The sequence below is a fragment of the Flavobacterium olei genome, assembly GCF_039749035.1.
GTDB classification, from domain to species: domain Bacteria; phylum Bacteroidota; class Bacteroidia; order Flavobacteriales; family Flavobacteriaceae; genus Flavobacterium; species Flavobacterium olei.
In genome coordinates, this window is the sequence record NZ_JBDKWC010000001.1 from 371,084 (window position 1) to 387,938 (window position 16,855).

Here is a 16,855-nt window from a genome sequence, read left to right on the forward strand (position 1 = left end):
AAACTTCTCTTCTTTTTAAACTTTATATTGGTTATGTAGACATGATGTCTGACACTCTTAATAATTCTCTGTCTATTTCAGATTTTCCTTTAATAGCCTGCTCAAGCGGAGTTAAAGTCACTTTATCTTCGCGAAGACCAACCATATAATTTGATTTTCCTTCGATTAAAGATTCTACTGCTTTTACACCTAAACGGCTTGCTAAAACACGATCGAAACAAGATGGAGAACCACCACGCTGCATATGTCCTAAAACAGAAACTCTAACGTCGTACTCAGGAAGATTTGCCTCTACATAATCTTTCAGTTCAAATACGTTTTTACCAATTTTATCTCCTTCAGCAATTACCACAATACTGGATGATTTTCCTGAAGCCTTACTTTTTTGCAGTGAATCTAAAAGACGGTCCAAACCTAAATCCTCTTCAGGAATAAGGATTTCTTCTGCTCCAGCACCAATACCGGCGTTAAGAGCAATATGACCCGCATCTCTACCCATTACTTCTACAAAGAAAAGACGGTTATGAGAACTTGCGGTATCTCTGATTTTATCAATACAATCTACCACTGTATTTAAAGCCGTATCGTACCCTAAAGTAAAACTTGTACCGTAAATATCATTATCAATTGTACCGGGAATTCCCATTACCGGGAAACCATATTCTGCATTAAAAATCAAACCTCCTGTGAAACTTCCATCACCACCAATAACAACCAAAGCATCGATTCCGGCTTTTAAAAGATTTTCGTGTGCTTTTTTTCTGCCTTCCGGAGTTCTAAACTCAACTGAACGAGCCGATTTTAAGATCGTTCCGCCTTTGTTTACAATATTATTTACGCTACGGGGACCCATTTCTTTGAAGTCGCCTTCAATCATTCCCTGGTACCCTCTATAAATCCCGATGCATTCTATATTATGGTATGCGCAAGTTCGAACAACTGATCGTATTGCAGCATTCATTCCAGGTGAATCTCCTCCTGAGGTTAGAACACCTACTTTTTTTATTGTTTTTGGCATTATTTAAGTATTAAAGTGTAAAATTAGCAAACATTCAGCACTTCTCAGGTTACAATTATCATAAATTAATAGAATTTGTTAAATTCAAACGTTTTCGTTAATAAGTTTTTTCGAGGAAAAAATTTCATTAAAAATAATAAAACGCTATCTTTTTGATTAAATCATCAAAAATAACAATACCAGAATGAAGTGTTATAAAAATTAGAATTTCTCTCTCACATGAAAAATCCTTAAAGTGGCCCTAAATTTAGCACAAAAAAAACCATTATGAGAATAATGGTTTTATAAATATTTATTTTAACAGGTGTTAATAATCATTATCAGGAATAAGCCCTTGATTATTACCTGTTTCTTGTTTTTCCTTGTTGTCCTGATCTTTTTTCTTTTTCTCTTCTTCTTTCTCCTGTTTCTTTTTATTTTTCTCGGTCTCTTTTTTACCGGAAAAATTAATATAATCCGGATTAAGACTGGAATCCTGTAAATCGTCAGAGGTTTTTACCGCTCTTTCAATTTTATGATTTTTAAAGAGTTTGTTCACAAATTCGCTAAAAGTATCAAAATCTACCTCATATGAAATACCCACTCCCTGTGTATATCCAATTCCCTGTCCTATATAATTAATATCATTTTCTTTATTAAATAACCGCAGATTCATGGTACCATCTTCATTTACGCGGTACAGTATCTCAATATCTCCGACAATTGCAGATTCATTAACTCCGCCAACCGGAACTCCCAATTTGCCATTTATTGTAATTCGCTCATTGACCTGAGACGAAATATTTGCCACAAACTGACCATCAACTTCCTGCCCCATTCTCCTGTCTGCAGCAATATAATTTAGATCAATATTTACTTTATCATTGTCTGATTTTATAAGAGAACCAAATAAACTCGAAGCCGTTTCGCTCAATGTACCAGAGAAATCTCCCTGACTAAAGCCATCTGTACTCATAAACGAACCGGTAGACAACAGATAGAGTGCCTGAGTCTGGCGGATATCCTTATCGTCTAATTTATATTGTATCTCTGATTTTAATACATTACTAACAGACGGAAACTGAATATCAAAATTGGGTTCCGGACTTGCTAAGTCTCCTCTTAAACCAATTACCACTTCTACAGGAACCTTTTTATTAAATGAAGAAGTATTATCTAAAAGGACGGCCGGATTTGCCGATGTTTTATAAACAGCTTCCAGATTCAGCTGCGCACGCATCGGGTTTCCTTCCCAAATAATAGAACCTCCTTTTTTAACGGAGAATTTTTTATCTATAAGTCCGCCGTATTTAAAATTATAAGTTCCTTCGTATGCCTGGAAATCTCCCCACATATTAAATTTACCCAGTGTATTAATTTTAAATAAAAGCGATCCGTATCCTTTTCCTTTCATACCGTGACCGGAATTTCGATCCAGAATAACTTCAACTTCGGCATCTGGCGTGATATCAAAATCAAATTCCAATTCAAGTCCGTTGTAATTTTTTGTTTTTTCAACAATTCCGTTAGCGAGATTGTATTTTTCTTTTGGTGTTACAAAGTGAATCCAGCTGCTTTCTCCAACACTCTGTACATTATTAATAGGTATTTTTACTTCTGTACCTTTCTCAGATTTGGCATCGACCTTAATAAATAAACCATCAACAGGTCCTCTTATACTTGCTGATCCATTTATAAATGCGGTACCAAAATAGGCTGCATCATCACTGTCTTTTGTATCCAGTGCCAACAATCGCTTGGACGTGATATTCAAATCCAATTTCCAGTCAGTAAAATTGTTATGCTCGATACTTCCGTTAAGCAAACCTTTTGTATTGTATTTGGTATCGGTTAACTGATTATTTCGAAACAAAAACTTTTCATTCGTTAAATCGATAACAGTCCGGTCACTTAACTCATAATCAACATTCAGGTACGGAACTGTCATTCCGGCTTTTTCTACATATAAACGACCGTTGATTTCAGGCTTTTTCAAATTCCCTATCACAGCCGCATTTCCAGACACAGACCCCCTGATATTAGACAAAACATCTCCGCCAATCGTTCCTAAGGTCGCGAGATTGAATCCTTCCAGCTTTAGACTCATATCCATAACAGTTTCCTTGTTTTCTACTGCAAAAGTTCCGTTTGCTCTGAAGGATTCTGTAAAACCGTTTTGTATCGAGGAGTTAACTGTAAACTTTCTAAAGGATTCATCACCCGAAATATCAAAATTCAGTGTACCGAGTTCTGTTTTATTCAAAACAAGATGATCAATTTTAATCGAAGCCGTTGGCTGATAAATATTCTTATTCTGCTTATAATTTACCGTTCCGTTTAGATTACCATCGAAAACAAATTTGGAATTTAAAGGCGTGATCTTATTTATATCAACATCTTCAAAATTCAGTTCCAGGTCTTTATAATCTGTTCCCTTAATGACACCGTTTAAATCAATTTTCTGATTTTCATGCGATAAGACAATATTATCAAATGTAAAATTTCTAAAAAACTGGTCAATCACAATTTGATTGTCTTCTTCCGAATCTTCATTTAAATACCAGATATAGTCTTTAAACTTCATCTCAGATTTCTTGATTCCGACAATATTATTTTTATTCTTGTCAATCGTATGGTACAAATCGAGATTAAAATAATCTTCACCTTTATTACCGCCTTTAAATTCAGAGCGTACAAAAAGTGTATCTTTCGAAGTAACATTAATTAAATTAAAATCCCTGATTTTATAATATGGTGTTTTGATGCTATCTAACTCAACGTAAGCATTATAAAGTGGATTTTTATTATCGATATTTATACGGATATTGTCAAATGTGTTTTTTGCTGCAGTGACTTGTTTTGACCTGAAACGGAATTTAAATTCCTGCAAATCAGAATCAATTTTTCCTCTCACAACTGTAGATGAATCTATATTTATTTCCGGATAAAGCATTTCTACTACCTTATCATAAACACGGAAATTGAAACGAAGAAACTGGCCTTTTTTAACTTTATAAGGTTTATAATTGGTATACAAACTTCCTACCGAGTTCATAACCAATTTGTCCAACTGATCAAATCTAAATTTACCTACAATTTTTCCATCCACAACATCATTAGAACTAATGGTAATGGTTCTCAATCGATCGGCATCAAAACTGGAATTTAAATTTACCTGCTCAAATGCATACGTTGCCTTCGGATTCTGATATTCTGCATCATTGATAAAAATATCGCCCTGCAGATTTTCTAATGAATTCCCGGTCAGCTGAACGACTACATCTCCTTTAAAATGTGAAATGGAATCGCCAATTATTTTAAGTTTTCGTAAATCGGAATTCTCAACATTGATATGAAAGTCATAACGGTTTTCCCTCTGGCTTAAATCAAGTAAACCATCAAAAGTTAAACTTAAATTAGGATCATTCACGGCAATTTGTCCTTTATAATATGGAAGTTTAAAATTTCCGTTAACGACAATATTGTTGTATGTATATTTATTGTAATCTAATTTGGAAATATCTCCTTTGATAACAGTATTTAGATATTTTTGTGTAAAACCAACCCCGTCTACGTCTAGATTTAAAGTTGTTCTTCCCATATCTTTTCTGGCTAAAACTGCTCCCACGTCAAAATTATTCAGAATTATATTCCCTGTATAAGACGCTTTATCAATAAAATCCATATTATTTAAATGGAGATCAACCTGACCATTTCCAAGATCTGTCGCCATCTTGAAATTTGTTTCTAATGCTGTTGTAGAAACTTTAGCTTTTCCGACAATATTAAATTTTCCGATTCTCTTAAGTTCTTTCGGAAGCTTTTTACCCAAAACTTCAGGCAGCAAAATTACCAGATTATCGTAGCTCGAAAGTAATTTATCAAACTTTCCATCCATAGAAAACTTCTGGGTTTTACTTCCCAAAAGATTTCTGAAATTGATCGTTCCGTTAATTTTCGAACCATTGGTATCGCTTAATTTTAATCGGGTAAGCGTTAGATTATTCAGCGGGCCATTTAATTTTGTCTTTAGTTTAAAATGTTGATTTTTCCCTAAACCATTATAAAAATGACGAATATCGTTGGTAGCGATCGAAGAAGAATCTACCACCACATTAAATCTGACTTTATCTGTAAAATTCTGAAAATCTTCCGGTTTATAATTTAAAACTGCGACTCCGTAAATAGAAGATCTTTTTGTTTTAATAGCCAGATTTTCAACCTTAATCTGTTTTTTAGTATAACTAAATTTTCCTGCAAAATTAGAAACATACAAGCCGCGGTGATCCATAAACGAAAACCTGTGAATAGTGGTATTGATATCCGGACCGTATAATCTAAACTCGCTTATGTATGCGTTTAGCTTGGTAAAATCTAAAAATTTCGGAGTGGTTTTATTTTCATCGACCACCGAAAAGCGCCCTTTTTCGATATAGGCATTTTTTGCGGTAAGAAGAAAATGTCTCGTTGATTTCTTCTTAGGAGTATTTTTAACCTCAAAAGCTTTTATAAACTTATTGATATTATTTTCATTTTCACCTTTATAAGTTTTCAGATTAAACACCACACCTGTTAAACGCAAATCGCCAAAAATCATATCACCGTCTAATAATCGGGTAAAACTTGCAATATCGGTAGTGATGATATCCGAGTAAATCAAAGTCTTTTTATGGTGATCTAATATCCTGACATTCTTTAATTTTACTCCGCCAAATATATTAATGGCTGTTTTCTCGACACTAATATTTACCTTAAAATCTTCATTTAAAGAGTTGGTTACATAATTGGCAATCTGAGTCTGGACAACAGGAAGAGAAAGTGTGATAGCAAGTATCAACAAAAGTAAAAGCAACCCTAGTAGGGTTCGTGATATTATTTTCTTTACTATTCTGATAGCTGTTTTAATTTTAGTTTTCTTTTAATTTATTTTGAACAGACAAAGAACGGCTGTTTTTGATAAAAATTCTTTAATTTTGGGCACTGCTTCTATCAAAGATATTTCTAAAGATTTAACTTGTCAAATATAATTCAAAATTTGTGCCTTTATATGCAAAATCCAGAGGTTTTTATCCTAGCCATCGAAAGTTCATGCGATGATACTGCTGCCGCGGTTTTACATAACGACAAAGTATTGTCAAATGTTGTTGCCAATCAATTAATTCACAATCAATACGGAGGTGTTGTTCCGGAATTGGCTTCACGCGCGCATCAGCAGAATATCGTACCCGTGATCGATGCTGCACTTCGTAAAGCAAATGTACAAAAAGAACAGTTAAGCGCAATCGCTTTTACACAAGGTCCGGGACTAATGGGCTCTTTATTGGTGGGAACTTCTTTCAGTAAATCGTTATCTCTTGCTTTAGGCATTCCGTTGATCGCTGTAAATCACATGCATGCACATATTTTGGCTCATTTTATTGATGAGGAAGGCTTTGACAAACCCGAGTTTCCTTTTTTAGCCTTAACCATAAGCGGCGGACATACTCAAATTGTAAAAGTGAACAGTTTTTTTGATATGGAAATTATCGGAGAAACTACTGATGATGCAGTTGGAGAGGCTTTTGATAAAAGTGCCAAAATTCTCGGACTCCCTTATCCGGGAGGACCTCTGATCGATAAATATGCAAAAGAAGGAAATCCGAAGGCTTTTGTTTTTACCAAACCCAAAGTTCCGGGTTTAGACTTTAGTTTCTCCGGATTAAAAACAGCTATTTTATATTTCATACAAAAAAATAAAAAAGAAAACCCCAATTTTATTGAAGAAAATCTGAATGATATTTGTGCTTCTATCCAGTATACCATTATTGAAATTTTAATGGATAAATTAAAATTGGCAGTAAAAGAAACCGGAATTACCCAAATTGCAATCGGCGGAGGAGTTTCCGCAAACTCGGGAATCAGAACGCGCCTGAAAGAGAATCCATACGGATGGAAAACTTTTATTCCGAAGTTTGAATATACCACAGACAATGCTGCAATGATTGGAATTGTAGGTTATCAAAAATATTTATCTAATCGTTTTGAAACTTCTGCTGTAGTTTCTAAAGCAAGAATTGAATTTTAAATCATGCAATTATTTTTTAATCCGAATATAGACGAAAAAACAGAAAGCTTTTCTTTTGATAAAGAAGAAAGCCGTCATATAATCAAAGTTTTACGAAAAAAAGATTCGGATATTCTTCTGGTAACCAATGGTTCAGGCTTATTATTTGAAACGCAGATTACTCTCGCATCTGATAATAAATGCACGGTTCAAGTTCTCTCTGTAAAAAATGCAGAAAAACCGAAGTATCGTTTGCATTTGGCCGTTGCTCCCACTAAAATGAATGACCGTTTTGAATGGTTTCTGGAAAAAGCAACCGAAATAGGCATTCAGGAAATAACACCAATTTTTTGCGACCGTTCGGAGAGAAAAGTAATTAATCGCGATCGTTTTGAAAAAATTATTTTGTCGGCAATGAAACAATGCAATGAAACTTTCCTGCCGAAATTAAATGATGCTATTTCGTTTAAAGAGTTTATAAAACAACAAAATGAAGGATTGCAATTAATTGCGCATTGCGAAGAAACCGATAAAAAATCTCTGAAAGAAGTCTTAAAACCAAATGAAGATGTAACCATTTTAATTGGTCCCGAAGGTGATTTTTCTGAGAAGGAAATTGCATTGGCTCTAGAAAACAATTACAAACCTGTAACTTTAGGAAATACACGTCTGAGAACAGAAACGGCAGCGGTTGTAGCCTGCCATAGTGTTGTTTTCTTTAATGAAGAATAAATTGAAAAGTTAAGTTTTCATCCTGAGGAAAATGAAGCAAAAATATAATTAAATGAAAAAAATATTTTACTTACTCTTACTAATTTCCATTTCTTCTTTTTCACAAGAAATTGCTTTGCTTAAATATAGCGGCGGCGGCGATTGGTACGCTAATCCCACTTCGTTACCGAATTTGATTAGCTTTTGCAACGCCAATATTTACACCCGAATAAAAGCAAAACCGTCTACTGTAGAACCTGGTAATCCGGATCTGCTATCGTATCCGTTTGTGCACATGACCGGTCACGGAAATGTTGTTTTTAGTGATGCAGATGTGACCAATTTAAGAAATTATCTTACTGCAGGAGGTTTTCTTCATATTGATGACAATTATGGAATGGATCAGTTTATTCGAAAAGAAATCAAGAAAATCTTTCCTAATAATAGTTTAGTCGAAATTCCGGCAAATCATCCCATTTTTCAAAAGCCATTTCCTTTTCCGAATGGATTGCCGAAAATTCATGAACACGACGGGACCCGCCCTCAGGCATTTGGAATTTTTGTAGAAAACAAACTGGTTTTACTTTATACTTACGAATGTGATTTAGGCGACGGCTGGGAAGATGCCGAAGTACATAATGATCCTGCAAACGTAAGAGACAAAGCGCTGAAAATGGGTGCCAATATTATCAATTACATTTTTACCAATTAATTTACAGAATGTGCAGCTGACTCACGAAGAAAATCAATTTCAGAGAAAAACCTTTCCGATTACATTAGTTTGTGATCATATTTACTTTCAGCAGAATATTGGTTCTTTATTTAGAATTGCTGAAGCTTTTGGTGTGGAAAATATAATCTTTTTTGGAAAAGACATTCCCCTGACGCCACGTAAAATTAATAAAACTTCACGCAGTACACATCTTCATGTGGCTCATTCCGTTATCGAAGAATTTATAGAACTTCAATCTTTTCTTCTGGATAAAAATTTTGAAATTATTTCACTTGAAATCGCATCAAACAGTAAACCTCTTAAAGAAGTTACTATTCCCACAAACAAAAAAATCGCGCTTATCATTGGCAGTGAAATCAATGGAATATCAGAAGAACTTCTAAAACTTTCTCATCAAATTGTTCACATTAATATGTTTGGAAAAAACAGTAGTATGAATGTGGTTCAGGCTGCGAGTATCGCCCTTTATGAAATTACTTCTTTGTAGAATTATATTTTCTTAAAATCTATTTTTAAAATAGCATTGTGAAATATTAATTTAATCTTTTTCAGCGGAGTAGAATCTTTTTAATAAGCTATTTCTTTTTAAAATATAAATTTTTACTTATTTTTTAATCGACTAACGGCAAATATAATCGTTAAAATACATTAAAATTTTTAAAAAGAAAGAAAATACATCTTAATATTTTTTTGTTAATTTTTGTAGGAACGAGTGTTTGTAAGGGATTGTAAAATTTCTCACAAATTATTGTTTGTAATATTTTTCGATAATGATATTTTGTTATAAAATTGCATCAATGATTAACCAATCAACATTTTTATAACAAAAAACTCAAATTATTATGAAAAAAGTTATTATTACCACATTTGCGGCATTAATGCTGTTTGCTTGTCAAAACGATCAAAATGAGTCTTCTGGTGCAGACGCAACTGTTGCCTCCCGAAGAGGATGCGCAACACAAGAAGTTTTGGAAGCGCAATTAAAGGCGAATCCTGCTTTGGCAATCAAAATGAATGAAATTGAAGCATTTACAGCAAAACATGCTGCTTCAAGTTTTACCGGTCGTTTAGTTAATGGCAAAATTGAAATTCCGGTTGTAGTAAATGTTTTGTACAGAACCACCGCACAAAATATTTCTAATGCACAGATTCAGTCTCAGATCGATGTTTTAAACAAAGATTTTAATGCTTTAAACTCTGATTTTAATAATGTACCAGCATTATTTTCAGGCGTTAAAGCCAACGTTGGAATTACATTTGTTTTAGATCAGGTTATTAGAAAATCTACAACAAAGACATCATGGGGAACAAATGATGCAATGAAAAAAACGGCTCAGGGCGGACTTGCACCTACTTCTCCAACTACTAAATTAAACATCTGGACGTGCAATATCGGAGGCGGAATTTTAGGATATGCACAATTTCCGGGAGGTTCTTCGGCTACTGATGGTGTTGTGATTGATCCTCGTTATTTCGGATTATCTGGTACTACCAACGCGCCATTTAATTTAGGAAGAACAGCTACACACGAAGTAGGACACTGGATGAATTTACGTCACATTTGGGGAGATGCAACCTGCGGAAGCGATCTTGTTGCTGATACTCCGACTCATAATGAAGAAAATTATGGCGTTCCGGCATACCCACATTACAGCACATGCTCAGGAACACCAGTAGAAATGACAATGAACTATATGGATTATGTGGATGATGCAGCAATGTACATGTTCTCAACAGGTCAGAAAAACAGAATCTCTGCTATTTTTACATCTGGAGGAGCCAGAGCTTCTTTTGCGCAATAAGCGGGTTTATCAATAAGAATAAAAGCGGGATGTTTCATCTCGCTTTTTTTTGATTGCGTCCGTAATTAAAAAAGCTTTTTGTTATATTTATAGTCTAAATTATAAATATGATAACATCAAAAACTATTTCAAACGGAATTTTAAGAGCCTTAGCCACAATTTTAATAATTGGTGTCGTTTTATACTTCTTATATGAAATACAAACCGTTATTGTTTATTTATGCATATCTCTTTTACTTTGCCTGATTGCCAATCCGTTAATTTTATTTCTGAAACAAAAGCTTAAATTTGGAAATTCGATGGCTGCGGCAACAACCATCATACTTTTTATCTTTTTAATTGTTGGCTTTATATTATTATTTGTGCCTTTAATTATCTCACAGGCAAACAATTTAGCCCTATTAGATAAAGCGCATCTGCAAACCAACTTCATTGAAGCAGAGAACCAGCTCGAAGCCTACTTTAATGTTCAGCATATTGATTTAAATAAAGTTATAAAGGATTCGAAACTTACCTCGGTATTCGATTTTAGTTATTTTACAAGATTCATTAATTCGATACTGAACTTTATGGCCGACATGGGAATGGGATTGGTTTCGGTATTTTTTATTACTTTCTTTTTAATTAAAGATCAGGAAACTTTTAAAGATCAGGCCCGAAGACTACTTCCGGACTCCAATGAAGACAAAATATTAAATTCAGTAACCAAAATAAACCATTTACTAACCCGATATTTTATTGGTTTGTTACTGCAATTGATAGTTGTATTTATTCTTTACCTAATCGTATTAATCATTTTCGGAAATAAAAATGCATTCGTTATTGCTTTTCTGTGTGCTATTTTAAACATAATACCGTATTTGGGACCTATAATTGGAACTATTTTGGCAGGAATCCTAACCATGATCAGTATGATCGGACAGGATTTTCAATCGGAGATTCTGCCAACGACAATTTATGTTATTATAGGATTCTTAATTGTTCAGGCTATTGACAACAATGTCAGTCAGCCTATAATTTCATCAAAAAGTGTAAATTCGCATCCGTTAGAAATATTCCTGATCATTTTAATCAGCGGTATCACTTTTGGAATTGTCGGAATGATTATCGCCGTTCCTGTTTTTACCATGATAAAAGTTATTCTGAAAGAATTTTTTCCTAACAATAGAATTGTCTCTGTATTAACTGAAAGAATTTAGCATTGAACACCTCCATTTTACGAAAAGATATTCAGCATTTTATTATAGAAAATACTGGTGCAGATCTAACAAAATTGGCACTTCAGAAAAATCCGTTCCCCGATGTGGAATGGATTTTAATTTTAAATCAGATCGAGGCGCGAACAAAAGCGAAAGACAAACTTCCGAGCTGGTTTGCAACAGAGAATATCGTTTATCCCACTAAAATTTCGGTAGAACAAACTTCCTCAGAAAAAACAGCACTTTATAAGGCATCTTTAATCTCCGGAAATTCTTTAATTGATCTCACAGGTGGTTTTGGTGTTGATGATTTTTATTTCTCCAAGCAGTTTCAATCAGTTACGCATTGCGAAATCAATGAGGATTTATCCGCAATTGTCCAACATAATTTCGAACAGTTAAAGATCGAAAATTGTCATTTCTACACAGGAGATTCCTTTCATTTACTGGAAGAAACAAAACACAAATTCGATTGGATTTATATTGATCCTTCGCGAAGAAACGACAGCAAAGGAAAAGTTTTTATGCTGAAGGACTGCCTTCCTAATGTTCCTGAATTATTGGAATTCTACTTTGAAAAAGCAGATTCAATTTTAATTAAGACAGCACCGTTACTGGACATTTCAGCAGGATTATCTGAGCTGAAAAACGTTAAAAACATACATATCATAGCTTTAGAAAATGAAGTTAAGGAATTGCTTTTTGAAATTCACAAAAATTATTCCGGCCCAATAACTTTAAAGACGGCCAATATTCTAAAAGAAAGTACAGAAATCTTTGAGTTTAATTTTGATAATGAAAAGCCGTTTCCGGATTATGATCTTCCAAAAAAATATCTTTACGAACCCAACGCTGCAATAATGAAATCCGGCGGTTTTGATGAAGTAGGTATTGCTTTCGAAATTAAAAAACTTCACAAACATTCGCATTTATATACCTCAGAACAATTAATAGATTTTCCTGGAAGAAAATTTGAGATTCAAAAAGTCATTTTTTATACCAAAAATGAAATGAAAAACGAATTGGCAAATCAACAGGCCAATATTACCACACGTAATTTTCCCGAAACGGTAGAAAACATTAGAAAAAAGTGGAAAATAAAAAATGGCGGAAATTTGTATTGTTTTTTTACCACCGATGTAAAAGATAACAAAATAGTTTTAATTTGCACCAAAATTATCTAAACAATGAAACAACTATTTACTCTGTCTATTTTTTTATTAACCTTAACTGTATTTGCCCAAAAACAAAAACCATGTGAATACAGTGTCAATGTAAACGACTCAATCGGTTCTTATAAAGTAACAAACGAATACTTAATGAGTGAAAAATATTTTGGAGGCAACTTCAGTTACATTTTCTTTTCGCTTGCTCAGACTGATGGCTTACCGACCTTAAATTTACAGCTCATTCAGAAGAGCAAAGATTTTATTAAAGCTAATTGTTTTGATAAAAGTTCGAAAATATTTCTGCAATTAGAAAACGGAAAGATTGTTACCCTAATGCACATCAATCAGGAAAACTGCGGAACACTCGTACATGACGATAAAGGTTTTGATAACCGAATCAATACGGGAATTTTTGTTTTTATGAAAGACAGTTATGAAGAGCTTAAAAAATCTCCAATTTCTATAATGCGAATTAAATATCTGACCAACATTGAAGATTATATCGTCAAGCGTGAACTTACTTCTGAATTAACCGGTAAGGTAACGAATCCGAATACTTATTTTATGGAAAACATTCGATGTGTTGAATAATCAATCACATTTCCATTTCTGATTGGCAACTTTATCTTTTAAACCCGCTTTCAGATTATAATGCCACCATTCAGAATCAAATGAATTAAATCCGTTTTTGATCATCGTCTTTTTTAAATAAGCTCTCTTTGAAAGTATTTCCTTTGAAAGCTGTTTAAAATTGTGACTTGCCTGAATTCCGAAAAAATCAAACGGAGTTCCCATATCAACTTCTTTTCCGGTTAAATCTACCAGAGAAATATCAACGGCTCCTCCTCTATTGTGGATGGAGCCTTTTTTTGGATCTGCCACATATTTAGGATTAGATACAATCTCCCACATTCTTTTCTGAATATCCAGAGGTCTGTAGCAATCATATAATTTGATTCGGTAACCTTTATTTAAAAAATCATTATTTGCTGCGATCAAAGCTTTGACTGTCTTTAAACGCAACATACATTCTGCGCAATCGTAGACTTTTGCCTTTAGAAAATTATCTTCGGTTGCATATTTCATATCGTAAGCAAAATCATTGCTGTAATCTCTAAGATTCACAAAAGTTGTATCAGAAACTTCAACTGCGGGACTTATATAAGCTTCCTGTTGAGCTTGTAATGATGTAATAGCAAAGAGAAGACTTAATAAATATATTTTGAAAAAATTCATTTTAAATAATTTGAAAAAATGAAGTTACAAAAAAAACTGAGATGATTCTGTTCAGGATTAAAAACCGCTCTTTTAAATTTCGCCAGTCATTAGAATATTTTCTTTTACACCTTTACTTTTAAGCATTCTAAAATGCGAACGAACCGCGTGATAAAAAGGATAAGCAGTATACGGAAGATTATACTCTTTGGCATATCGCTTTATAATGGGTGTGATGTACGGATAATAAGTATGACCTACATTAGGAAAAAGATGATGCGCGACGTGATGCGTGAACCCGCCGTACAGAAAATTGGCTAAAGTGCTCTCTGTGCTAAAATCTTTTGTTACAATCATTTGATGGACTGCCCAGGTATCAGAAAGATTTCCATCCTGGTCTGTATTGGGAAAATGGGCATCTTCATCCACATGTGTAGAGACAAGTGCTACTACTCCAAGTGCACTGCCCGACATGTGCATACACAACCAGGCGAGAAAAACCAGGTACCAAGGATGATCTAAAAAAATTATGGGAATAATAAGCAGATAGCTCAGATTAATGATTTTTGCTGCAAATAGCTTATATATTTCGCGTTTGGGAATTGTTTCGACTATTTTTTTGACGTAGTTGTCTTTTCTTCCAAAAAGATCTTTAAAATCCCGTATATAAATCCAGTTCAGACTGTATAACGGATAAATAAACCACATGTAAATATGCTGATATTTATGATAATCCAACAATGGACTAGTGGGAAATATTCTGATAATATCACTCTGCTTGATATCTACATCCCAATCGGGCACATTGGGATAAGCATGATGGAGACCAATATGCCGCCGCATCCAGAGCCAGTGATTGCTGCCGAAAAGTTCTAAAACATACAAAAACCACTGATTATGCTTAGGCTTTTTAAACAAAGCTCCGTGAGCAGCATCGTGAAAGGCATTTATAAACAATACAATCATCAGGATTCCGCACAAAATATAAAAGAGAAAAAGTAAAGGTGTGCTATCCCCAAAAATTAAAATGCAAAAAAAAGACAAAAAGAAAATTGCCAGCAGGCCAACAGATTTTACAATGTTCAATACATATAAAGTCGAGTTTTTTAAGACCGTTTCATTTACTTCCAAACGCATCTTCTTAAAAAAATCATCGGCTCCAGGTTTTGCATAAACTGGTCGTTTTAATTTTTCCATAGTGGTTATTGCTAGAAAATTGGTAACCAAATTTAATAAAAAAACAGGTAACATCTCACACAAACAACTAAAGTTAAGCACGTTAAACAAAAAACCACTCTTTACGAGTGGCTTTAATGTCTTATTTTATAATTGAAGTATTTTGGACATATATAGCTTATTCCTCAAACTTTTTCTCTGAGAGTTTTTTTCGAATAGTATGAATGCGGCCTTCAATTTCTTCAAGATCATTAAGAATATTTTGTTTTTCATAAACCGCTCCCGTCTCCCTAATCATATTTTGCTCACTTTCAGGAGCAAAAAGATCATTCAGATCTACATCAGGAAAATTTTTACTTAAACTCAGAATAAATTCAGAACCAATACTCGCAGTTCCATGTAAATATCTTCCAATCATTGCCGGACTAAATCCTAAGATTGCTCCAACCTCTTTTTGCTTTAATCCTTTAGCTTTAAAGAATTTGCTTAATTTCTCGTTATACATCATCATTCAATTCAATATGAAATATAGTTACAATATATTTTTTAACATAAAATAGAATGTTAAATATAATATTATTCCTACATTTACGTAAAATATGGAAACATTAAATTATTAGCCGCAAATATATGTCAAAATTAATCAATAATAGCAATTTTAAAGAAGATAATTCTCACAATAAAAAAGCTTATGAATTTATAGATAAGCATTTACCTGTAACCTATGTGGATCTCACGATTAATTGTATTGTAGCAAAAGGCAGTCCGGCACCAAGTAAATCACTGGTTAGAAATGTAAGAAATAAAACCATATTTAGAAACGACATTCTTTTAGCATTGGTGGAAGTTGCCCATCAAAATAAAGAAGCTATTGAAAGAATTAAACTTCTTATATCTTAAATAGTAAAATCACATATATCATCGTACGGTAACAATCTAAATAATTTATACGGATGTCAGAAAGGTATTTAGAATATACCCATTCCCTCAGGTTTTATAGTAAATCCTAGTCTGATCATACTTTTATGTTCCTGATAATCAATTAAACTTTCGGTATATCCTATAAACCATTGTAGGGTTAGATAATAATTTTCTTCTTTATAAGGCCTCCAGTTGACTTGTGTCTGTAAAGAGCCGTAATTAATTAATCCACTGCCTTTTCTAAATAAAACATCTGCACTCCATCTTCCGGGCTGAATTTGGTATGTAGCACTGGCTTCACCATAACCAACATACTTCGTTAGAGTGGGATTATCCTCTTTATCCACAAGTGGAATCCAGCCTCTTATTCCCACAACCCATCTTGGAGAAACCTGAGACTTTAGGGAGAAAGCAAGCATGTTCCAGGTTCTGGAATAAATAGAATCCCTTCCATTTGATTCATGTTCTAAGGAAATGGTGCCATACGTTAATCTATTTCCTTTCAGATAAAACGGACGAACGATTGCGACACCGGGATTGAAATTGATTTCAGAAAAAGGTTTTGAGTTCGCATAAATGTCCCAAAAAGCTTTTTGAGTGTACATTAAATACGGAAAAAAACCACCCAAAATGGGCTTAGAATTCAACCGAAGTTTAAAACTGACCTGATATTTAACATCTGCAGAATTGCTGGTAATAGGTTCGTCAAGCGGAACACCGGTTAAGAAGTAATTATCGCGGTGAACAGAAAAACTATTTTCTTTTAATAATGAATCGGCGGCACGAAAGTTTTTTTTCTCTTCAACAATTTGAGAATTTGATTTAAACGAAAGTAAAACAAAGAAAATTAGTAGATATTTGAAGCGCATTTTTACTGTTTATATGAAAT

15 protein-coding genes are annotated in these 16,855 nt (G+C 33.7%); 9 read left to right on the forward strand and 6 right to left on the reverse strand.

Annotation, left to right across the window (positions count from 1 at the left end):
* Positions 1-31 precede the first annotated feature (31 nt).
* Both pfkA and ABEB31_RS01550 read right to left on the reverse strand, forming a co-directional pair.
* Entirely contained in the window at positions 32-1,018 is a 987-nt protein-coding gene (pfkA, locus tag ABEB31_RS01545; RefSeq protein ID WP_347049584.1) for a 6-phosphofructokinase, read from the reverse strand.
* Positions 1,019-1,325: 307 nt separating this feature from the next.
* Positions 1,326-5,837, reverse strand: a complete 4,512-nt coding sequence (locus tag ABEB31_RS01550; protein ID WP_347050032.1) for a translocation/assembly module TamB domain-containing protein — start codon at positions 5,835-5,837, stop codon at positions 1,326-1,328.
* A 207-nt stretch (positions 5,838-6,044) separates the two neighbouring features.
* Between ABEB31_RS01550 and tsaD the strand changes: the two genes are divergently transcribed.
* From tsaD to ABEB31_RS01590, 8 genes are all read left to right on the forward strand, one after another.
* Positions 6,045-7,061: a tRNA (adenosine(37)-N6)-threonylcarbamoyltransferase complex transferase subunit TsaD gene (gene tsaD, locus ABEB31_RS01555; protein ID WP_347049585.1), complete on the forward strand. Its 1,017-nt coding sequence runs from the start codon at positions 6,045-6,047 to the stop codon at positions 7,059-7,061.
* 3 nt (positions 7,062-7,064) lie between these two features.
* Entirely contained in the window at positions 7,065-7,772 is a 708-nt protein-coding gene (locus tag ABEB31_RS01560; protein WP_347049586.1) for a 16S rRNA (uracil(1498)-N(3))-methyltransferase, read from the forward strand.
* A gap of 52 nt (positions 7,773-7,824) precedes the next feature.
* The gene (locus ABEB31_RS01565; RefSeq protein WP_347049587.1) at positions 7,825-8,463 is read left to right on the forward strand and encodes a DUF4159 domain-containing protein; all 639 of its coding nucleotides are present in this window, start codon (positions 7,825-7,827) and stop codon (positions 8,461-8,463) included.
* Positions 8,464-8,473: 10 nt separating this feature from the next.
* Positions 8,474-8,971 carry a TrmH family RNA methyltransferase gene (locus ABEB31_RS01570; RefSeq protein ID WP_347050033.1) on the forward strand — a complete coding sequence of 166 codons (498 nt, stop codon included), beginning with the start codon at positions 8,474-8,476 and terminating at the stop codon, positions 8,969-8,971.
* Positions 8,972-9,326: 355 nt separating this feature from the next.
* On the forward strand, positions 9,327-10,286 hold the full coding sequence (locus tag ABEB31_RS01575) for a zinc metalloprotease (RefSeq protein ID WP_347049588.1): 960 nt from the start codon (positions 9,327-9,329) through the stop codon (positions 10,284-10,286).
* A 107-nt stretch (positions 10,287-10,393) separates the two neighbouring features.
* Complete coding sequence (locus tag ABEB31_RS01580; RefSeq protein ID WP_347049589.1) at positions 10,394-11,485, forward strand: AI-2E family transporter; 1,092 nt, start codon at positions 10,394-10,396, stop codon at positions 11,483-11,485.
* A gap of 2 nt (positions 11,486-11,487) precedes the next feature.
* Positions 11,488-12,669, forward strand: coding sequence for a THUMP-like domain-containing protein (locus tag ABEB31_RS01585; protein ID WP_347049590.1), 1,182 nt, complete (start codon positions 11,488-11,490; stop codon positions 12,667-12,669).
* Between the two features lie 3 nt (positions 12,670-12,672).
* Positions 12,673-13,245, forward strand: a complete 573-nt coding sequence (locus ABEB31_RS01590; protein WP_347049591.1) for a hypothetical protein — start codon at positions 12,673-12,675, stop codon at positions 13,243-13,245.
* Here ABEB31_RS01590 and ABEB31_RS01595 read toward each other — a convergent pair whose 3' ends face one another.
* From ABEB31_RS01595 to ABEB31_RS01605, 3 genes are all read right to left on the reverse strand, one after another.
* Positions 13,246-13,890 (reverse strand): M15 family metallopeptidase, encoded by a 645-nt coding sequence (locus tag ABEB31_RS01595; protein WP_347049592.1) that lies wholly within the window; start codon positions 13,888-13,890, stop codon positions 13,246-13,248.
* Between the two features lie 72 nt (positions 13,891-13,962).
* The gene (locus ABEB31_RS01600) at positions 13,963-15,066 is read right to left on the reverse strand and encodes a fatty acid desaturase family protein (RefSeq protein WP_347049593.1); all 1,104 of its coding nucleotides are present in this window, start codon (positions 15,064-15,066) and stop codon (positions 13,963-13,965) included.
* Positions 15,067-15,223: 157 nt separating this feature from the next.
* On the reverse strand, positions 15,224-15,550 hold the full coding sequence (locus tag ABEB31_RS01605; protein ID WP_347049594.1) for a helix-turn-helix domain-containing protein: 327 nt from the start codon (positions 15,548-15,550) through the stop codon (positions 15,224-15,226).
* Positions 15,551-15,675: 125 nt separating this feature from the next.
* Here ABEB31_RS01605 and ABEB31_RS01610 point away from each other — a divergent pair, with 125 nt between their 5' ends.
* Complete coding sequence (locus tag ABEB31_RS01610; RefSeq protein WP_347049595.1) at positions 15,676-15,945, forward strand: hypothetical protein; 270 nt, start codon at positions 15,676-15,678, stop codon at positions 15,943-15,945.
* Positions 15,946-16,013: 68 nt separating this feature from the next.
* Here ABEB31_RS01610 and ABEB31_RS01615 read toward each other — a convergent pair whose 3' ends face one another.
* Complete coding sequence (locus ABEB31_RS01615) at positions 16,014-16,835, reverse strand: phospholipase A (protein WP_347049596.1); 822 nt, start codon at positions 16,833-16,835, stop codon at positions 16,014-16,016.
* Between the last annotated feature and the right edge of the window lie 20 nt (positions 16,836-16,855).

What these genes read in the sequence shown, in the direction of transcription:
- ABEB31_RS01560 (WP_347049586.1), top strand. Translation starts at nt 7,065, where the DNA reads ATGCAATTATTTTTTAATCCGAATATAGACGAAAAAACAGAAAGCTTT.
- ABEB31_RS01615 (WP_347049596.1), bottom strand. Translation starts at nt 16,835, where the DNA reads ATGCGCTTCAAATATCTACTAATTTTCTTTGTTTTACTTTCGTTTAAA.
- tsaD (WP_347049585.1), top strand. Translation starts at nt 6,045, where the DNA reads ATGCAAAATCCAGAGGTTTTTATCCTAGCCATCGAAAGTTCATGCGAT.
- pfkA (WP_347049584.1), bottom strand. Translation starts at nt 1,018, where the DNA reads ATGCCAAAAACAATAAAAAAAGTAGGTGTTCTAACCTCAGGAGGAGAT.
- ABEB31_RS01600 (WP_347049593.1), bottom strand. Translation starts at nt 15,066, where the DNA reads ATGGAAAAATTAAAACGACCAGTTTATGCAAAACCTGGAGCCGATGAT.
- ABEB31_RS01580 (WP_347049589.1), top strand. Translation starts at nt 10,394, where the DNA reads ATGATAACATCAAAAACTATTTCAAACGGAATTTTAAGAGCCTTAGCC.
- ABEB31_RS01575 (WP_347049588.1), top strand. Translation starts at nt 9,327, where the DNA reads ATGAAAAAAGTTATTATTACCACATTTGCGGCATTAATGCTGTTTGCT.
- ABEB31_RS01605 (WP_347049594.1), bottom strand. Translation starts at nt 15,550, where the DNA reads ATGTATAACGAGAAATTAAGCAAATTCTTTAAAGCTAAAGGATTAAAG.
- ABEB31_RS01590 (WP_347049591.1), top strand. Translation starts at nt 12,673, where the DNA reads ATGAAACAACTATTTACTCTGTCTATTTTTTTATTAACCTTAACTGTA.
- ABEB31_RS01565 (WP_347049587.1), top strand. Translation starts at nt 7,825, where the DNA reads ATGAAAAAAATATTTTACTTACTCTTACTAATTTCCATTTCTTCTTTT.
- ABEB31_RS01610 (WP_347049595.1), top strand. Translation starts at nt 15,676, where the DNA reads ATGTCAAAATTAATCAATAATAGCAATTTTAAAGAAGATAATTCTCAC.
- ABEB31_RS01595 (WP_347049592.1), bottom strand. Translation starts at nt 13,890, where the DNA reads ATGAATTTTTTCAAAATATATTTATTAAGTCTTCTCTTTGCTATTACA.